The 17,813-nt window shown below is 72.1% G+C and carries 20 protein-coding genes and 1 pseudogene; 11 read left to right on the forward strand and 10 right to left on the reverse strand.

Annotated elements, in window-relative coordinates:
* Positions 1-4 precede the first annotated feature (4 nt).
* Entirely contained in the window at positions 5-355 is a 351-nt protein-coding gene (locus tag IEX42_RS16140; RefSeq protein WP_229660918.1) for a DUF3017 domain-containing protein, read from the forward strand.
* A gap of 1 nt (position 356) precedes the next feature.
* Here the strand turns inward: IEX42_RS16140 and IEX42_RS16145 are convergent, their stop codons facing one another.
* Complete coding sequence (locus IEX42_RS16145) at positions 357-1,127, reverse strand: alpha/beta fold hydrolase (RefSeq protein ID WP_188780700.1); 771 nt, start codon at positions 1,125-1,127, stop codon at positions 357-359.
* 93 nt (positions 1,128-1,220) lie between these two features.
* Between IEX42_RS16145 and IEX42_RS16150 the strand changes: the two genes are divergently transcribed.
* The 4 genes from IEX42_RS16150 to IEX42_RS16165 are packed head-to-tail and all read left to right on the forward strand — an operon-like array spanning position 1,221 to position 3,176.
* The gene (locus tag IEX42_RS16150) at positions 1,221-1,472 is read left to right on the forward strand and encodes a hypothetical protein (RefSeq protein ID WP_188781208.1); all 252 of its coding nucleotides are present in this window, start codon (positions 1,221-1,223) and stop codon (positions 1,470-1,472) included.
* Positions 1,473-1,482: 10 nt separating this feature from the next.
* Complete coding sequence (locus IEX42_RS16155; RefSeq protein ID WP_188780701.1) at positions 1,483-2,013, forward strand: ferritin; 531 nt, start codon at positions 1,483-1,485, stop codon at positions 2,011-2,013.
* A complete protein-coding gene (locus IEX42_RS16160; RefSeq protein WP_188780702.1) occupies positions 2,010-2,756 on the forward strand; it encodes a 2-phosphosulfolactate phosphatase in 747 nt (248 codons plus the stop codon). Before IEX42_RS16155 ends, IEX42_RS16160 begins: the two co-directional genes overlap by 4 nt.
* Positions 2,757-2,765: 9 nt before the next feature.
* Positions 2,766-3,176 (forward strand): MmcQ/YjbR family DNA-binding protein, encoded by a 411-nt coding sequence (locus tag IEX42_RS16165; protein WP_188780703.1) that lies wholly within the window; start codon positions 2,766-2,768, stop codon positions 3,174-3,176.
* Here IEX42_RS16165 and IEX42_RS16170 read toward each other — a convergent pair.
* From IEX42_RS16170 to nucS, 4 genes are all read right to left on the reverse strand, one after another.
* On the reverse strand, positions 3,173-4,180 hold the full coding sequence (locus IEX42_RS16170) for a YncE family protein (RefSeq protein WP_188780704.1): 1,008 nt from the start codon (positions 4,178-4,180) through the stop codon (positions 3,173-3,175). The two genes, IEX42_RS16165 and IEX42_RS16170, sit on opposite strands and share 4 nt — an antisense overlap.
* Complete coding sequence (locus IEX42_RS18225; protein ID WP_229660919.1) at positions 4,177-4,758, reverse strand: DUF952 domain-containing protein; 582 nt, start codon at positions 4,756-4,758, stop codon at positions 4,177-4,179. The genes IEX42_RS16170 and IEX42_RS18225 overlap by 4 nt, the downstream gene beginning before the upstream one ends.
* Positions 4,759-4,768: 10 nt before the next feature.
* Positions 4,769-5,299 carry a mismatch-specific DNA-glycosylase gene (locus IEX42_RS16180; RefSeq protein ID WP_188780705.1) on the reverse strand — a complete coding sequence of 177 codons (531 nt, stop codon included), beginning with the start codon at positions 5,297-5,299 and terminating at the stop codon, positions 4,769-4,771.
* A 104-nt stretch (positions 5,300-5,403) separates the two neighbouring features.
* A complete protein-coding gene (gene nucS / locus IEX42_RS16185; protein ID WP_188780706.1) occupies positions 5,404-6,090 on the reverse strand; it encodes an endonuclease NucS in 687 nt (228 codons plus the stop codon).
* Positions 6,091-6,115: 25 nt separating this feature from the next.
* On the opposite strand from nucS, the gene IEX42_RS16190 reads away from it, so the two are divergent.
* Genes IEX42_RS16190 through IEX42_RS16200 form a run of 3 tightly spaced genes read left to right on the forward strand, consistent with a single transcriptional unit; the run spans position 6,116 to position 9,240 of the window.
* The gene (locus IEX42_RS16190) at positions 6,116-6,601 is read left to right on the forward strand and encodes a GNAT family N-acetyltransferase (protein WP_229660920.1); all 486 of its coding nucleotides are present in this window, start codon (positions 6,116-6,118) and stop codon (positions 6,599-6,601) included.
* Between the two features lie 52 nt (positions 6,602-6,653).
* On the forward strand, positions 6,654-8,435 hold the full coding sequence (locus tag IEX42_RS16195; RefSeq protein ID WP_188780708.1) for a 3-hydroxyacyl-CoA dehydrogenase family protein: 1,782 nt from the start codon (positions 6,654-6,656) through the stop codon (positions 8,433-8,435).
* A gap of 1 nt (position 8,436) precedes the next feature.
* A complete protein-coding gene (locus IEX42_RS16200) occupies positions 8,437-9,240 on the forward strand; it encodes an alpha/beta fold hydrolase (RefSeq protein WP_188780709.1) in 804 nt (267 codons plus the stop codon).
* Positions 9,241-9,252: 12 nt separating this feature from the next.
* On the opposite strand, the gene IEX42_RS16205 is transcribed toward IEX42_RS16200, so the two are convergent.
* A complete protein-coding gene (locus IEX42_RS16205; protein WP_188780710.1) occupies positions 9,253-9,738 on the reverse strand; it encodes an SRPBCC family protein in 486 nt (161 codons plus the stop codon).
* Between the two features lie 32 nt (positions 9,739-9,770).
* Here IEX42_RS16205 and IEX42_RS16210 point away from each other — a divergent pair, with 32 nt between their 5' ends.
* The gene (locus IEX42_RS16210; protein WP_188780711.1) at positions 9,771-11,132 is read left to right on the forward strand and encodes a serine hydrolase domain-containing protein; all 1,362 of its coding nucleotides are present in this window, start codon (positions 9,771-9,773) and stop codon (positions 11,130-11,132) included.
* A 12-nt stretch (positions 11,133-11,144) separates the two neighbouring features.
* On the opposite strand, the gene IEX42_RS16215 is transcribed toward IEX42_RS16210, so the two are convergent.
* Positions 11,145-11,690, reverse strand: coding sequence for a CGNR zinc finger domain-containing protein (locus IEX42_RS16215; protein WP_188780712.1), 546 nt, complete (start codon positions 11,688-11,690; stop codon positions 11,145-11,147).
* 104 nt (positions 11,691-11,794) lie between these two features.
* On the opposite strand from IEX42_RS16215, the gene IEX42_RS16220 reads away from it, so the two are divergent.
* Positions 11,795-12,739, forward strand: coding sequence for an EamA family transporter (locus IEX42_RS16220; RefSeq protein ID WP_229660921.1), 945 nt, complete (start codon positions 11,795-11,797; stop codon positions 12,737-12,739).
* A 343-nt stretch (positions 12,740-13,082) separates the two neighbouring features.
* Here IEX42_RS16220 and IEX42_RS16225 read toward each other — a convergent pair whose 3' ends face one another.
* From IEX42_RS16225 to mce, 3 genes and pseudogenes are all read right to left on the reverse strand, one after another.
* On the reverse strand, positions 13,083-14,432 hold the full coding sequence (locus tag IEX42_RS16225) for a coiled-coil domain-containing protein (protein ID WP_188780714.1): 1,350 nt from the start codon (positions 14,430-14,432) through the stop codon (positions 13,083-13,085).
* A 129-nt stretch (positions 14,433-14,561) separates the two neighbouring features.
* Positions 14,562-15,899, reverse strand: coding sequence for a crotonyl-CoA carboxylase/reductase (gene ccrA / locus IEX42_RS16230; protein ID WP_188780715.1), 1,338 nt, complete (start codon positions 15,897-15,899; stop codon positions 14,562-14,564).
* 79 nt (positions 15,900-15,978) lie between these two features.
* A pseudogene (gene mce / locus IEX42_RS16235) lies at positions 15,979-16,447 on the reverse strand (methylmalonyl-CoA epimerase).
* A 152-nt stretch (positions 16,448-16,599) separates the two neighbouring features.
* Here mce and IEX42_RS16240 point away from each other — a divergent pair.
* Positions 16,600-17,796 carry an acetyl-CoA C-acetyltransferase gene (locus IEX42_RS16240; RefSeq protein WP_188780716.1) on the forward strand — a complete coding sequence of 399 codons (1,197 nt, stop codon included), beginning with the start codon at positions 16,600-16,602 and terminating at the stop codon, positions 17,794-17,796.
* Positions 17,797-17,813: the final 17 nt, after the last annotated feature.

The following is a 17,813-nucleotide window of genomic DNA, read 5'->3' on the forward strand; positions in this document are numbered from 1 at the left end:
GGCGGTGACCGAGTCGCCCGGGTCACCGGGGTCGCCCGAGGAGCCGGCACCGGGGGAGCTGCGCCGGCTGCCTCCGCTGCAGCGGCCCAAGACGCTCGGCGGGCTGCTCTACTTCGGCGTACTCGCGATCACCCTGGTCGGGCTGGCCATCGTGGCGTTCGCCGACTGGCGTCGCGGGACCGTGGTGATCGGCGCGGGCCTGCTGCTCTCCGCGGTGGCACGGGTGCTGCTGGGGGAGTTCGACGCCGGGATGCTGCGCGTGCGGCGGCGCTGGTTCGACGTCCTCGCGCTCGTCCTCGTCGGCGGGGTGCTGATCTTCCTGGCCGTGACCATCCCGGACCAGCCCCGGCTGTGACTCACCCGGCGCGCGCGACCGTGCGTCGTACGACCTCGGCGACCGCGCGTGGGTCACGCAGGCTGGGCAGGTGGTCGGCCTCGGACAGGCGTACGAGCTCGGCGCCGGCGATCGCGGCAGCCAGGTCCGTGTTCGCCGTGACCATGGAGGCGACGTCACGCTCGCCGACGACGACCGCGGCCGGGACCGCGATCTCGCCGACCCGCGACCAGTGCTCGGGTCCGTCCTGCTCGTGCGCGTCGTGGTTGGCGTCCGCCGTGGCCGCGGCCAGCAGCTGGGCCTCGAGCGCGGCGTCGGTCCCTGCGGCGCACCAGATCCGCGCCGAGACCTCCGCGACCTGCTGCGGGTCCCCAGACGCGGACGCCTCCGCCCAGGCGTTCTCCAGGTCGGGGTCGTCGTCGGGCCACGGGTAGCCGGCGATCGCGGTGCACATCACGGTCAGCGAGAGCACCCGGGACGGGGCCTCCAGCGCGGCGGAGAGGGCGCTCGCGCCTCCCATGCTGTTGCCCACCAGGTGAGCGGCCTCGAGGCCGCGCGCGTCGAGCACAGCGAGCAGGTCGTCGACGGCGCGGAACGGCTGGGTCGAGGCGGAGGACCGGCCGAAGTCACGGGCGTCGTACCGGATCGAGCGCAGGTCCTCCAGCAGTGGCACGACCGTGTCCCACACGGTCGAGTCGTGGATGCCGGGGTGGATCAGCACCACCGGCGGGCCCTCGCCCGTGTCCTCGACCCAGAGCCGGTCGGTGCCTGCCACGATCATCGTCTCGCCCACGGTCGTCGACGGTAGGGCCTTGACGTGTCGAGCACCACGAGATTCCGTCGAGGTTCAGGTGAGGCTTGCCTTTCCTGCTGCTAGCGTGTCGACGTGGGCAAGAAGAAGGGCCTCAAGCCGCCAAAGACCAAGTGCTGCGTCTCCTCGAGCAAGTGTGGCCGCTGCCCCCTGCGCATGCTGAAGGAAGGCACCCTGCCCGAGGGGTACGCCGTGAAGAAGCGACGCCTGGTCACCGTGCAGGCGGACGGTACGTTCAAGGCCGTGCCCAAGAAGGCCAAGATCGACATGACCCCGTCCAAGAAGGCCAAGAAGTCGGGCAAGAAGAAGTACGCCGCCGCAGCCTGAGGAGGCCCCGATGACCGCCCCGCGCTTCGCCGAGCAGCTCAACGAGCAGATCGGCCACGAGCTGACCGCGCACAACCAGTACCTCGCCTGTGCCGTCTACTACGACGACCTGACCATGCCGCAGATGGCGGGGTTCTTCTTCCGGCAGGCGCTGGAGGAGCGCGACCACGCCATGATGATGGTGCAGTACCTCCTCGACACCGACTGCCCGGTCCGCATCCCCGGCACCGAGGAGCCGGTCAACGGCTTCGACTCGCTCGTCGCGCCGGTCGAGCTCGCGCTGGCCCAGGAGAAGCAGGTCACCGAGCAGATCAACGCGCTGCTGCGCACCGCCCGTGAGGAGTTCGACTTCGCCTCCGAGCAGTTCATGCAGTGGTTCATCAAGGAGCAGGTCGAGGAGGTCGCCACCATGAACGACCTGCTCGCGGTGGTGCAGCGCAACCACGACGACGTCGACGACATCGAGGAGTGGGTGGCGCGGGAGACCGCTGCCGAGGGTGCTGACGCCACGGCACCGCCGATCGCCGGCGCGGGGGCGTGAGCGCACCGTTCAGCCAGTCCGAGGCGACGGTCCGCCTCGAGTGGGGTCCCCTCGGGCCGGGGGCGCTCGCCGCCGACGCCTGCGTGGTCGTCGACGTCCTCAGCTTCACGACGAGCGTGGGTGTCGCGGTCGAAGCCGGGGCGCGCGTGTGGCCGTTTCCCTGGCGAGACGAGCGGACCGCGTCGTACGCCGCGTCGCTGGGCGCCGTCGTCGCCGCCGGTCGGCGGGCGGCCGCGCCGGGCGAGGTAAGCCTCTCGCCGGTGGGTCTGCGGGCCGCTGCGAGTCTCGAGCGGCTCGTGCTGCCCTCGCCGAACGGCTCGACCATCTGCGCGGCGATCCCCGAGGGGGCGCGGGTGGTCGCCGGCTCGCTGCGCAACCGGACGGCAGTGGCCGCAGCGCTCGCCGACGTGCTGCGCGGCGGTGGGTCGGTCGCGCTGGTGCCCGCGGGTGAGCGCTGGGCCGACGGCTCGCTGCGCCCTGCGGTCGAGGACCTCTGGGGCGCCGGTGCGGTGGCGCTCGAGCTCGAGGAGGCGGGCATCGGGGTGCTGAGCCCGGAGGCGCGCGCGGCGACCGCCGCGTTCCGAGCCGTCGCCGACGACGTTCCCGGCGCGCTGCACGCCTGCGCAAGCGGTCGGGAGCTGGCCGAGGGCGGTTTCGCCGGCGACGTGGACGTCGCGGCGGAGGTCGACTCCAGCCTGGTCGTGCCCGAGCGAGGTGGGGACGGAGCCTTCGCTGCGCAGTAGCGTCCGCTCATGGCGCACCCGCAGATGTACGACGACTCCGACCCGCTGCTGGCCCGGGTCCGGGCGATCGCGCTCGCCCTGCCCGACGCCGCCGAGAAGGTCGGTCACGGCCGGCCGACGTTCTTCACGACCAAGGTGTTCTGCTACTTCGGCGGCTCGCAGAAGCCGCCCGCCGGTGGCGAGCACGTCCACCACGACGCCGCCGTCCTCGTGCTCCCCGACGCGGGGGAGCGGCCGGCGCTTCTGGAGGACGAGCGGTTCTTCCACCCGGCCTACCTGGGCCCGGCCGGGTGGGTGGGCTTCGACCTGCCTGCCCTGGACGCCCCGGCCGACGCCTGGGCCGAGGTCGCCGAGCTCGTGGACGCGTCGTACCGCAACACCGCCGGGGTGCGACGGGTGAAGCGGCTGGACGCGTCCTAGCGGTCGATCCGCTGGATGACCCCGTCGTCGGTGCCGGTGATCCACAGGGTCTTGCTGCCCGGCGAGACGGCGACGGTGTCGGGCTGGCGGACCGTGTCGTACTCGGCGACCTTGCGCGGGGTGTCGCCGGAGACGTCGTAGCCGACGACCTTGTTCTTGCCCGTCAGCGTCGTCCACACGATGTGGCTCTGGGTGTCGGCGGTGAGGCCGTACGGGCTGCCGGGCACGTCGATCGAGTCGGTCTGCTTCAGCGGGTCGACCGAGTAGAGGATCAGGTGGTCGCCGCGGGTGTCGGTGACGGCGAGCTTGCCGTTGCCGGTGAGCACGCCGTGCGTCGGGCCCTCGCCGGCGGGCAGCCGCTTGGTGCGGGTCAGCGTGCGGGTGTCGTACGAGGTGACCGTGAAGTCGCCGACGTCGACGGCGATCGCGTGGCCGTCGTTGTCGGCGACCACTCCGCCCGGCTGCTTGAGGTCGGAGAGGGTCTTGACCACCTGGTCGCCCTTGATGAACGTGATCGACCCGGCGAACTCGTCGCCGGAGATGACGTAGCCGTCGCCCGCGGTCGCGTCGTGGGGGTGCTCGGGCACCTTGGTGCTGAGCACCTTGCCGTTGGCGGTCAGCGGCACCTGGTAGAGCGTGTTCGCCGTCTCCGAGGGGACGAGCACGTCACCGCCGGGGGAGGAGACCTGCAGGTGGCGGACCTTGCCCGGCACCTCGACGGAGCGCTTGACGGCGTACGTCCGAGGGTCGACGACCAGCAGCCGGTACGGCTTGCGCACGGCCACGGCCAGCTGGTCGGTCGCCGCGTCGTAGACGATGCCCTGCGGGGCGGCGCCGATCTTCGCGACGGTGCCGTCCGGCTTGCCGCTCAGCTCCGGTGAGGTGGCGGGTTCGGCGGCGCCGAGGTCGTCCTTCGACGTCCCCCCGCTGCCCCCGCAGCCGGCGAGGACCACCGCGGCGAGCACGGAGGCGGCGGTGACGGTCAGGGTGCGTGCGCGGCTCATTGCGTCGATTGTGCCCGCTCGGTCCCAGCGGAGGTGCGGGCCGTACGCCGGGCGAACACCCCGCGGGCCACGAACGCGCCCAGGACCAGCAGCACCAGGATGGTCACGAGGCCGGCCACGTCACCGAAGGCGGAGAGCACCAGCAGACCCAGACCGACCGCCACGACGATCACCACGAACCCGACGCCGGCGCGGACGCTCATCTCCTCGAGGAACAGCGACATGAAGCTGCGTCCGGCCGCGGCCGGTTCGCCGTCGGCGCCCAGCGGGACGGCGCGGGTGACGGCGGCGGCGGGGATCGCGCCGTACACGTGCGGGAAGGTCTCGGTGCCGCCCGGGGGTGCTTCCTCGACCACCGGCGCGTCCAGCTTGCCGGGGTCGATCACCAGCAGCACCAGAGGCTCGGTGGCGTCGGCGTAGTAGCGCTTCCGCACCCCTTGCCACTGGTCCGCGCGAGCGGCGTGGACGAAGCCCTCCTCGGCCAGCGTCCGGCCGCGGGTCGAGGTGGCGTAGCGCCCGGTCTGCTTCGCCTCCGCCCAGTCCGCAGCGGTCGCGACGTGGAAGATCGGGCTCGCCATGGCGCGGACGCTACCGCTCGCCCGCGTGCGGGTCCTCGACCAGCGCCGCCAGATCCTGCCACCAGGCCAGCCGGGTCGGCCGCCCGTCGTAGTCGTGGCGGCGGTTCGCCCCGCTCGGACCCGGCAGCACGAACACCGGCGCGCCGCCGAGCGCCAGGCTGCTCACGCCGTACGACGGCCTCGGCTCGCCCAAGTGCCGGGCGAGGGCGGCGGCGACCGTCTTGGAGGTCACGGCCAGCCACTCCGGCTCCCAGGCGCGCACCTTGGCGGCGAGCTCGTCGACCTCGAAGCGGTCGGGGTCCCGGTGGCGCACCAGGTCGGTGAGCCCGAGCCCGAAGGCCGGCAGCCGCTCGTCGTCGGTCGGCTCCAGCGGTTGCGGCACCAGCCCGCTGCGGTGGAGCGACTCCCAGAAGCTGTTGCCCGGCCCCTCGTAGTAGTGCTCACGGCTACGGGTGCTCTGGGCTCCCGCCATCCCGCAGAACACGACCCGCGGTCGCGGCCCCACGACGTCCGGCAGCACCCACACAGCGTCCAGTGTCACCGGCGGCCGGGGTGCCCGAGCACCGGGTGGTCGAGCGGTGAGCGCCAGCGCGACGTCCTGAGCCTGTCGAAGGGCGCGCGTCGAGACCCCCGTGCAATCCGCCGTCAGAACAGCCGGCTCTCCGCGTCGTCCATGCCGCGCAGGGCGTCGTAGTCGACCAGCGCGCAGGCCATGCCCTTGTCGGTGGCCAGCACGCGCGCCTGCGGCTTGATCTCCTGGGCGGCGAAGATGCCGCGGACCGGGCCCTTGCTGGTCAGCAGCGGGTCGCGGTTGAGCAGCTCGAGGTAGCGCTCGAGCTGCAGCACCCCGTCGATCTCTCCTCGACGCTTGATCTCGACGGCCACGGACAGCCCGGCGTCGTCGCGGCACATCAGGTCGACCGGCCCGATCGCGGTCGGGAACTCCCTGCGTACGAGGCTCAGCCCGTCGGCCAGCGACGACGGGTGCTCGGCCAGCAGCTCCTGGAGGTGCTTCTCGACCCCGTCCTTGACCAGCCCGGGGTCGACCCCGAGGTCGTGGCTGGAGTCGGCGTGCACCTCCTCGAAGCGGATCCGCAGCGTGTCGTCCGACTTCTGTGCCGTGACCGTCCACTCCACGGCACCGTCCTCGGCCTGCCCCTCCCTCAAGGTGCACGGCGGACTCATCCAGTTCAGCGGCTTGTACGAGCCCCCGTCGGAGTGCACCAGCACCGATCCGTCGGCCTTGACCATCAGCACCCGGGTGGCCATCGGCAGGTGCGCCGAGAGCCGGCCCGCGTAGTCGACCTGGCAGCGTGCGACGACGATCCTCACGGGCGCCGAATCTACAGTGGCGCGCGTGTACGACGTACGCCCCGCCGGTCCTGCGGACCTGCCCCTGCTGGCGGCGATCGAGTCGGCTGCCGACGCACTGGTCACCGACCTCCTCGCGTGCGACCCGGCGCTGTTCGACGCCACGCCCGGTGAGCGGCGCGACGCCGATCCCGGCTTCCTCCTCGTCGTCGACCGTCCGGTGGTCGGGTTCGCCCAGGTCCTGGAGGAGGAGGGGACGGCGCACCTCCAGCAGCTGTGCGTCCATCCCGAGCACGGTCGCCTGGGACGGGGGACCGCGCTCGTCGAGGCCTGCTGCGCGCAGGCGGCGGTGCGTGGGTACGACGCCCTCACCCTGACGACCTTCCGCGACGTGTCGTTCAACCGCCCGTTCTACGAGAGGCTCGGCTTCGTCGTGCTCGACCAGCCCGGCGGCGTCCTCGCCCGTCACCTGCGCGACGAGGCGGCGTACGACGCCGTGTCGCCGCGGGTGGCCATGCGCCGGGCGTGGTGACCTTCGCTACCGCCCGGTAGGAAGGTCTGCCAGGGCTGGCATGATGCCCGCCATGGGACGTGACTTCAGCACCATCGGCGTCGTCGGACTGGGCACCATGGGGGCCGGTATCGCGGAGGTCTTCGCCCGGCAGGGCTACGCCGTCGTCGGTGTCGAGCAGAACGAGGAGAGCCTCGAGCGGGGCCGGCAGCACCTGGAGAACTCCACCGGCCGTGCCGTCGAGCGGGGCAAGCTCTCCGCCGAGGACCAGCGTGCGCTGATGGAGCGGGTCACGCTGACCACCGACGTCGCCGGGCTGGCCGAGGCCGACCTCGTGGTCGAGGCGATCGTGGAGTCGCTCGGCGCCAAGCAGGACGTCATGCGGGCGGTCGACGCCGTGGTCAAGCCCGAGACGGTGCTCGCCACCAACACCTCCTCGCTCTCGGTCACCGAGATCTCGACGGCCAGCTCGAGTCCCGGCCGCGTGATCGGCGTCCACTTCTTCAACCCCGCACCGGTCCAGGCGCTGGTCGAGGTCGTCCGCACCGTGGTCACCGCCCCGGACGTGCTCGAGGACGTCACCGAGCTGCTGACCTCGATCGGGAAGGCGCCGGTGGTCGCGGGCGACAAGGCCGGCTTCATCGCCAACACCCTGCTCTTCGGCTACCTCAACCACGCCGTCACGATGTACGAGGGCCACTACGCCACCCGCGAGGACATCGACGCGGCCATGCGCTTCGGCTGCGGCTACCCGATGGGCCCGCTGGCGCTGCTGGACCTGATCGGCCTGGACACGGCGTACGAGATCCTCGACACGATGTACCGCCAGGGCCGCGACCGCCTGCACGCGCCGGCCCCGATCCTCAAGCAGATGGTGACCGCGGGCCTGCTCGGCCGCAAGACCGGGCGCGGCTTCTACACCTACGACGGCCCGGACTCGCCGACCGTCGTCGCCGACTCGCTCACCCCCAGCGCCGACGACGCGCCGCAGCTGCGCCACGACATCAGCGCCGTCGGCGTGGTCGGCACCGGGACGATGGCCACCGGCATCGTCGAGGTCTTCGCCAAGGCCGGCTACGACGTCATCGTCGTCGGCCGCAGCGACGCCAAGGTCGCCGGTGTCAGCGCCGCGCTGGAGAAGTCGCTGGACAAGCAGGTCCAGCGTGGACGGCTGGAGGAGGCCGACAAGCAGCCCGTCCTCGACCGGGTCACCGGCACCACCAAGCAGGACGACCTCGCCGACGTGGACCTCGTGGTGGAGGCCATCGCCGAGGACCTGAAGATCAAGACGACCCTGTTCGAGAACCTCGACGAGATCTGCAAGCCCGGGGCGATCCTGGCCACGACGACCTCCTCGCTGCCGGTCATCGAGTGCGCCCGGGCGACGTCGCGACCCCAGGACGTGGTCGGGATGCACTTCTTCAACCCCGCCCCGGTGATGAAGCTGGTCGAGGTGGTCAGCACCGTCGCCACGTCCGCCGAGGTCGCCGAGACCACCACCGCGCTGTGCGCGAAGCTGAAGAAGGCACCGGTCGCCTGCAGCGACCGTGCAGGGTTCATCGTCAACGCGCTGCTGTTCCCGTACCTCAACGACGCGATCAAGATGCTCGACGCGCACTACGCCACCGCCGACGACATCGACACCGCGATGAAGCAGGGCTGTCGCCTGCCGATGGGGCCGTTCGAGCTGCTCGACGTCGTCGGCAACGACGTCTCGCTGGCCATCCAGCGCGAGCTCTACCTGGAGTTCCGTGAGCCCGGCTGGGCCCCGGCACCGCTGCTGGAGCACCTGGTGACCGCGGGCTACCTCGGGCGCAAGACCCGGCGCGGCTTCCGCGACTACAGCCAGCGCTGAGGTGCCCGGGTCCGGCACCACCCTGCACACCACGCAGGTCGGAGAGGCAGGCCCGCTGGTCGCCTTCTGCCACGGACTGTTCGGCCAGGGGAAGAACTGGACCAGCGTCGCCCGGACGCTGGCCGAGGACGGACACCGCTGCCTGCTGGTGGACATGCCCAACCACGGGCGGTCGCCGTGGCGGGAGAACGTCGACTACGTCGCGATGGCCGACGAGGTCGCGCAGCTGTTCTCCGCCGACGACCCGGTCGCGCTGGTCGGGCACTCGATGGGTGGCAAGGCGGCGATGGTGCTCGCACTGCGGCACCCGGAGCTGGTCGAGCGGCTGTGCGTGGTCGACATGTCGCCGGTCGCCTACGACGGCACGGTCGAGGGTGGGTTCACGCCGTACGTCTCGGCGATGCGGTCCGTCGACCTGTCCGCGCTGACCCGGCGCGGCGAGGCCGACGAGCAGATGCGCGAGGGCGTGCCCAGCGCCACGATCCGCGGATTCCTCCTGCAGAACCTGCGCCAGGACCGCGAGAGCGGCACCTGGGGCTGGCAGATGAACCTCGACGCGCTCGGGGACCACCTGGGCGTGCTCGGCGGCTGGCCCGAGGACGCGCTGAGCGACCTCGCGCCGTACGACGGACCGGCGCTGTGGGTGGCGGGCGCGGAGTCCGACTACGTCCGGGCGGAGTACGCCCCTGCCATGGAGCGCTGGTTCCCCCACGTCCGCAAGGTGACGATCAAGGGCGCGGGCCACTGGGTGCACTCCGAGCAGCCCGAGGTGTTCACCGAGGTGCTGCGGCGCTTCCTGCGGTGAGGCGGCGGCTGCTCAGCCGCGCGGGTAGCCGCGCCGTACGGTCCGGTCGAGGATGCCGAGCGTGCCCTTGAGAGCGGCCTCGGAGATGACCGGCATGACGCCCTTGTCGCGCCAGTCGGGGTGGATGTCGGACCAGTCGTAGTACGACGTGACGGCGGTCGACTGCTCGTCGAGGGGAGCCAGGCGGTAGCCGTACACGTGGCCGATCGGTGGCCGTGAGACGCCCAGGATCGACCAGGAGATCTCCCGGTCGCGCTCGTAGGTCTCGATGGTGACGGTGACGTCGTAGCGCCCGAGGTCGGGGCGGTCGCCCAGGGCCTCCCTGTCCATGTGGACGACGAAGCTGTCGCCGACCGCGCTGGCGACGTCCCCCTCGGCGTCCTGCAGCATGCCCGAGGCGTCGATCGCGACGTGCCCCTGCGGGTCGCAGAGCACCGCGAAGACGTCGGCCGCGGGCGCGGCGATCGTGCGGGTGACCTCGAAGCGCTCCTCGTCCATGGGCCGATCATGGCAGGGCGTAGCGTGGAGCGGTGACCCAGACCCTGAGGACGGAGACCGCCCGTGAGCTGCGCCGGCTCGCTCTGGACCGGCAGCGGAGGGGACGGGTGCCCGGCCTGGCGGCCGGTGTCGTACGCCGCGGCGAGCTGGTGTGGCACGACGGCATCGGGACCGTCGACGTCGCGCACCCGCGCGTGCCCGGGCCGGACGACCAGTTCCTCATCGCCTCCAACACCAAGACCTTCACCGCCGTGCTGATCATGCAGCTGCGCGACGAGGGCAGGCTCGCGCTCGACGACGAGCTGGCCGACCACGTCCCCGGGCTGTCGGGCCAGGGGGCCACCATCCGTCAGGCGCTGTCCCACGCGACGGGCCTGCAGCGCGAGCCCGCCGGCGACGTCTGGGCCAACCTGGAGATGCCCGACGACGACGCGCTCGTCCGCGGCTTCGGCGAGATCGAGCGGATCGGGCCGCCGTGCACGCGCTGGCACTACTCCAACGTCCTGTACGCCGTGCTCGGCCAGGTCGTCGCGCACGTCGACGGCCGGCCCTGGGAGGATGCCCTGCAGCGGCGCCTCCTCGACCCGCTGGGCATGACGCGTACCACTGTCGGCTTCGACGACGGGCCCCGTGCGACCGGCTACTACGTCCCGGCGTACGACGACGTGCCGCGCGTGGAGCCGGTCCTCGCCCAGAGTGCGATGGCGCCGTGCGGCGGGCTGGCCAGCACCGTCACCGACCTCGCCGCGTGGTCCGGCTTCGTCGCCGCGCCCGACCCGGCCGTGCTCTCACCGGACACGATGGAGGAGATGTGCCACCCGCGGCTGGTCGTCGACACCGACGGCTGGCGCACGGCGATGGGGCTCGGCTTCTGGGTGCACCGCGCCGTGTCGGGGCGGACGTACGTCGGCCACACCGGGGGGATGCCCGGCCAGATCAGCGGCGTGTTCACCGATCGCGAGTCCGGCACCGGCGGGATCGTGCTGATGAACCAGTCGACCTCGCCGGACCCGATGGAGCACGCCGTCGCGCTGGCCGACCACGTCGTGCAGCACGACCCGGTCGAGCCCGAGCCGTGGACGCCGGGCACGGAGGTCCCGTCCGCGCTGCGCCCGGTCCTCGGCCGGTGGTTCACCGAGGGCAGCGCGTTCACCTTCTCCGTCCGCCAGGGCCACCTCGAGGCGCGCGCCGAGGGGGCGCCGGCCGACAGGGCGCCCTCCGTGTTCGCCCCGCTCGAGGGCGAGCCGGACACGTACCGCACCGTCTCGGGCCGTGAGCGCGGCGAGCGGCTGCGCCTGGTCCGCGACGCCGACGGCCAGGTGTCGCAGATGTACTGGGCGACGTACGTCGTCACGCGCGAGCCGCTCGCGTTCGGTGAGCACCTGCGTCACTGAGCGGGCTGTCCGCTAGTCGGCGTCGGCCTCCGCCTGGCGCGCCCGGTAGGCCGCCACCGCGTTGCGGTTGCCGCAGGTCGTCGAGCAGAACTTGCGCGAGCGGTTGCGCGACAGGTCGACGACGACACCGCCGCAGTCGTCGTCGGCGCAGACCGAGAGGCGGCTCAGCTCGTCGGCACGGATCACGTCGATCATCGCCAGCGCGGTGTCGACGACGATCCGGTCGGCGAGCGCGAAGGAGTCGTTCGTCGCGTGCAGGTGCCAGTCCCAGCCGCTGTGCCGGACGAGGTGCGGAACGGCTCCGAGCTCGCTCATGGCGGCGTTGACGAGCTCGGCGGCGCGGTCTCGGTCGGCGGTCAGCAGGGCGCGCAGCCGCGGTCGGACCGCGCGCACCTGGTCCAGCTCGGCCTGCGTCGCGTCGTGGCTGCCGGAGAACTCGTGGTCGGTGAAGTAGGCCTCGAGGTCGTCGAGGGTGTTCATCGTCTCCGGCTCCTCGGCGGTGTTCACCAGGGCCGCGGCGGCCTGCAGCGAGACGTTGGTGTCATGGTTGAAAGCCATGTTGACAGATTACAACAGCCTAGATAGCGTCATGGACCATGACGGCGTTGACTCATGACAGGATCCGGTCGGCGTCGCTGCCCCGAGGTGGTGGCGGCGGCGGTGTGTCAAGGTCCGGGCTGCTGCTGGCGGCGGTCGCCGCGGCCTCGATGGCGCTCTCCGGGGCCCTGGGCCGGGGTCTGATGGACGCCGGCTGGTCCTCGGCGGCCGCCGTGACCGCGCGCATCTGGATCGGTGCGCTCGTGCTGACGCCCCTGGCCGTACGCCAGCTCCGCGGGCGCTGGGGTCTGCTGCTCCGTGCCTGGCCCACGCTCCTGGCGTACGGGCTGGTCGCCGTCGTGGTCTGCCAGCTGGCCTACTTCAACGCCATCGCCCACATGCAGGTCGGCGTGGCGCTGCTGGTGGAGTACATCTCCCCGGTCGCCGTGGTCACCTGGCTGTGGCTGCGTCACGGGCAGCGCCCCACGGCGACGACCGTCACCGGCGCCGCGGTCGCGGCGGTCGGGCTGGTCCTCGTGCTCGACCTGATCTCGGGCGCGCAGGTCTCGGCGATCGGCATGTTCTGGGCGCTGCTGGCGATGATCGGCTCGGCGACGTACTTCGTGATGTCGTCCGACGAGCGGCACGGCCTGCCTGGCAGCGTCCTGGCCGCCGGCGGCCTGGTCGTCGGGGGAGTGGGTCTGCTGCTCGCCGGCGCGGTCGGCGCGGTGTCCTTCGAGGTCTCCGCCGCGCCCGTGACCTACCAGGGTGTCGAGGTCGCGTGGTGGCTGCCGGTGCTGGCCCTCGGTGTCGTCACGGCCGGCCTGTCCTACCTCACCGGCATCGCGGCCACCCGCAGGCTCGGCTCGCGACTGGCGTCCTTCGTCGCGATGAGCGAGGTCCTCGCCGCGCTCGGCTGGGCCTGGCTGCTGCTCGGCGAGCTGCCGCGCGGTGTGCAGCTGGTCGGCGGCGTGCTGATCCTGCTCGGGGTGATCGTGGTGAAGGCGGGCGAGCCGACCGCCGCGCCGGCGCAGAGCGACGTCGTACCGGGGCCGCGGGCGGCGCTGTAGCTGGTTCCGCGCTGCGCGCGGGTGCCAGCGCGAGTCGCGTGCCGGGCTCGGTGGCCCGGCCGTAGGACGGGCCTGCGCGCACGGGGGTCCCGTCGCTGGTCGCCGTGTCGGCACGATCCCGCACCGGGGTTGCTGCGTCTGGCCGCCACGCCTCTCTTAGGCTCCTTGGACCCCCGTCCGCTCCGGCCCTCCCTCGTCCCCGTCGGCCTCGTTCGCGCTGAGGGAGTGTGGGGGAGTTGGGGGGGTCGGAGCCGGATGCGAGCGCAGCGAGCGACGCGATGTCCTGAGCAGCGACGAAGGAGCGCGTCGAAGGGACGTCGAGACCTCCGGACCCGTCGGGGCGTCAGTCCTCGTCGGAGGGGGCCTCGGCCTTAGCCTCGGCGTCGTCGGTGCTGCCGCCGAAGCCGGCGACGACGTCGCGCAGGGCGCCGAGCTGGGCGGCGATCGCGTCGCGGCGCTTGGTCATCGACTCGACCTCGCCGGTGATCTCACGCAGCTGGCGCTCGTGGTCGGCGTGGCCGGCGGCGCGGAGCTCCTCGGCCTCGCTGCGGGCGGAGGCGAGGACCTGCTCGGCCTCCTTGCGGGCGCGGGCGAGGTGCTCCTCGGCCTCCTTGGTGGACTGGTCGCGGTGGGACTGGGCGGCCTCCATGGCGACCCGTGCCCGCTCCTCGGCGCTGGTGGCGCGGTCCTCGGCGTCCTTGACGAGACGGTTCGTCTCGTTGGTGGCCGAGGTGTGGTGCTCGACGGCCTCGCGGGCGAGACGCTCCTTCTCGACGGCCAGGGCGCGACGTGCCTCCTGGACCTCGCGGTCGACGGCCGCACGTGCCTGCTCCGCCTCGCGGGTGCCCGCGGTGCGGATCGAGGTGACCTCCTGCTGGGCGGAGAGCCGCACCTGGTCGGCCTCGCGCTGGGCGGACGCCTTCAGGTCGGCGGTCTCGGCCTCGGCGGCCTTGCGGGCCTGCTCGCTCTCCGTACGGTGCCGCTCGCGGGCCTCCTCGGCCTCGCGCTGGGCGCTCACGCGCAGCTCGTCGCTCTCGCGCTGGGCCTCCAGGCGGGTCGCGGCGGCGGCCTTGGTGGCCTGGTCCTTGATCTGGTCACCGTGGGCCTGCGCCTCGGCGACGACCTCGCGGGCCTGCTCCTCGGCCAGCCGCAGCAGCTCGCTGGCTCGACCGCCGAGGCCGGCGTACGACGGCGCCTCGGCCTCGGTGGCGTTCTTCTGCAGGTCGGACAGCTGGGCCTCCAGCGCCGAGATCCGCTGCCGGGCGGAGTCCAGGTCGCCGGTCAGGCTGTCGCGCTCACCGGACATCTCGCGCAGGCGCCGGTCGACGGCGTCCTTGTCGTACCCCCGTCGGGCCTGCGGGAAGGCGTTCCCGGCGGCGGCGAGCGGGCTCGCAGGGCGCGGGATCACGCGCCCGGACGACCCGGTCGCGGGCGACGGCGTGCTCACCTTGGGCTGCTCGGCGGTCGTGTCGCCGGCGTCCGCCTGACGTGCCGGGGCGGACGGCGGCCTGGCCGGTCCGGGCTTCGAGGTGTCGGTCGCGGACGAGGAGCTCTCCGAGCCGGACGAGGAGGAGCCGGACCCCGTCTGGCGGGAGATCGCGGGGATCATCTGCGTGGGCTCGTTGCCCGTCTCCTCGCTGTTGTCCTCCTCGTCGAAGATGGACAGTCCGTGCTTCTCGCTGCCGTCGCTCATCAGGTGCGCTTCCTCGCTTCGCTCGGGTCCGGTGGTCTTCCTCGATTGTGCCAGCAGAAACCGACGAGCGGCCGCCCCTGGAGGGACGGCCGCCCGGCGAGTCGGTGCGGTGGTGGGGATGAGCCCAGGTCAGACCCCGCGGAAGCGGTTGATCTCCTTCTCGTACGTCGCCCGCATCTCCGGGTCGCGCACGCCCAGGCCCTCCTCGGGGGCCAGGCACAGCACGCCGACCTTGCCTTGGTGGGAGTTGTGGTGCACGTCCAGGGCGGCCTGGCCGACCTCCTCGAGCCCGTAGGTCCGCGACAGGGTCGGGTGGATCTTTCCCTTGGCGATCAGCCGGTTGGCCTCCCAGGACTCACGGTAGTTGGCGAAGTGGGAGGAGATGATCCGCTTGAGGTTCATCCACAGGTAGCGGTTGTCGTACTCGTGCATGAAGCCGCTGGTCGAGGCGCAGGTGGTGATCGTGCCGCCCTTGCGGGTCACGTACACGCTGGCGCCGAAGGTCTCCCGACCGGGGTGCTCGAAGACGATGTCGATGTCCTCGCCACCGGTCAGCTCACGGATCCTGGCCCCGAACCGCTTCCACTCCTTGGGGTCCTGGGTCTGCTCGTCCTTCCAGAACCGGTAGCCCTCCTCGGAGCGGTTGATGATCAGCTCGGCGCCCATCGAGCGCGCGATCGCGGCCTTCTCGTCGTTGGAGACGACGCAGACCGGGGTGGCGCCGCCGTTGAGGGCGTACTGGGTGGCGAAGCCACCGAGCCCGCCGGAGGCGCCCCAGATCAGGACGTTGTCGCCCTGCTTCATGTTGCCGCCGTTGGTCGAGACCAGCTGGCGGTACGCCGTGCAGTTCACCAGGCCGGGGGAGGCGGCCTCCTCCCAGGTCAGGTGGTCCGGCTTGGGCATCAGCTGGTTGGCCTTGACCAGCGCGACGTCGGCGAGGCCGCCGAAGTTGGTCTCGAAGCCCCAGATCCGCTGCTCTGGGTCCATCATCGTGTCGTTGTGGCCGTCGGGGGCCTCGAGCTCGACCGACAGGCAGTGCGCGACGACCTCCTGGCCGGGCTTCCAGCGGTTGACCCCGGGACCGGTGGCGAGCACGACGCCGGCCAGGTCGGAGCCCACCACGTGGTACGGCAGGTCGTGCCGCTTGGTGAGGTCGGAGAGGCGGCCGTAGCGCTCGAGGAAGCCGAAGGTGGAGACCGGCTCGAAGATCGAGGTCCACACGGTGTTGTAGTTGATCGCCGAGGCCATCACGGCCACCAGCGCCTCGCCCGGTCCGAGCTCGGGCATCGCCACGTCCTCGACGTGGATCGACTGGCGGGGGTCCTTGTCCTTGGACGGGACGCCCTCGAACATGTCGACCTCGTCCTTGTGCACCGTCGCGGCGCGGTAGGACTCGGGGAGGGGCAGGGCGGCGAAGTCCTCCGAGGAGGTGTCGCCGGCCTGGATGGCGTCGAGGATCTGCTGCACGGGTGGCTCCTGGGTGGGTCGGCTGATCGGACGTCGGGTGGAGATTACCGGCGGGTAACCGCCGGTGGTCACAGTGGGCTCAGTGGGCTCCGACCGCGGGCTCGACCAGCTCCACGAGGACGCCGCCGGCGTCCTTGGGGTGGATGAAGTTGACCCGGCTGCCGGCGGTGCCGCGACGGGGGGGCGTCGTAGAGCAGGCGCAGGCCGCGCTCGCGGAGGATGGCGGCGGTCGCCTCGACGTCGACGACGCGGTACGCCAGCTGCTGCAGGCCCGGCCCGTTGCGGTCGAGGAACTTCGCGATGGTGGAGGACTCGCTCAGCGGGGCGAGGAGCTGGATGCGCTGGCCGAGGACGTCGCCCTCGCCCTCGCCGATCACCACCATCGCCTCCTCGACGCCCTGGTCCTCGTTGGTCTCCCGGTGCGCGACGCGCATCCCGAAGGCGGAGGCGTACGTCTCGATCGCCGCGTCGAGGTCCGCGACGGCCACGCCGACGTGGTCGATGCAGACGAACAGCGAGGGGTCCAGGGCAGGGTCCGTCGAGGTCATGAGGGGCATCCTGGCTGTCGGTCACGTCCGGTGTCACCCGGTGTGACAAGTCCGACAGGACCAGACGACCCCTCCCCGGCCCGCTCCGGGCGTGGGTATCGTCACGGCACCAGCAGCCCGTAGGTCATCGACGACCCACCTGGAGGTCACCCGTGAGCACCGACAACCCGTCCGTCATCGTCGCCGGGGCCCGCACCCCGATCGGCCGCCTCCTCGGTGGACTCGCCTCGATGTCCGCCGCCGACCTCGGCGGGGTCGCGATCAAGGCAGCGCTGGAGAAGGCGGGCGTGACACCGGAGCAGGTCGACTACCTGATCATGGGCCAGGTCATCGGCGCCGGCGCCGGTCAGAACCCGGCGCGCACCGCGGGCCTCGCCGCGGGCCTCCCCGCCTCGATGCCCTCGATCACCGTCAACAAGGTCTGCCTCTCCGGCCTGAACGCCATCGCCACCGCGGACCAGCTGATCCGTGCCGGTGAGCACGAGATCGTCGTCGCGGGCGGCATGGAGTCGATGACCAACGCTCCGCACCTGCTGCCGAAGTCCCGCACCGGATTCAAGTACGGCGACACCACGCTCGTCGACTCGATGGCGTACGACGCCCTCTACGACCAGGCCACCTCGCAGGCCATGGGCGCCCTGACCGAGCAGTGCAACGCCGCCGGCACGAAGCTGACCCGCGAGGAGCAGGACGCCTTCTCCGCCGGGTCTCACCAGAAGGCGGCCGCGGCCTGGAAGAACGGCCTCTTCGACGACGAGGTCGTCCCGGTCTCCATCCCCCAGCGCAAGGGCGACCCGATCGAGGTCACCCAGGACGAGGGTGTCCGCGGCGACACCACCGCCGAGTCGCTGGGCAAGCTGCGTCCCGCCTTCGACAAGGAGGGGACGATCACCGCGGGCTCGGCCTCGCAGATCTCCGACGGCGCCTGCGCCGTGGTGGTGATGAGCAAGGCCAAGGCCGAGGAGCTGGGCCTGGAGTGGCTGGCCGAGATCGGCTCGCACGGGATGGTCGCGGGGCCGGACTCCACCCTGCAGATGCAGCCGGCCAACGCCACGCAGAAGGCGCTGGACAAGGCGGGCAAGAGCGTCGCGGACCTCGACCTGGTCGAGTTCAACGAGGCGTTCGCGGCCGTCGGCATCGACTCCGCCCGCTCGCTGGGCATTTCGGAGGAGAAGGTCAACGTCAACGGGGGCGCGATCGCGCTGGGTCACCCGGTCGGCATGTCGGGCGCCCGGATCGTGCTGCACCTCGCCCACGAGCTCAAGCGCCGCGGTGGCGGCCTCGGTGCCGCCGCGCTGTGCGGCGGCGGCGGCCAGGGCGACGCGCTGCTGATCCAGGTCCCCGCCTGAGCGAGCAGCGCCCCGAC

Origin of the sequence: Marmoricola endophyticus, from assembly GCF_014644415.1 — a bacterium.
Classification (GTDB): Bacteria; Actinomycetota; Actinomycetes; order Propionibacteriales; family Nocardioidaceae; genus Marmoricola; species Marmoricola endophyticus.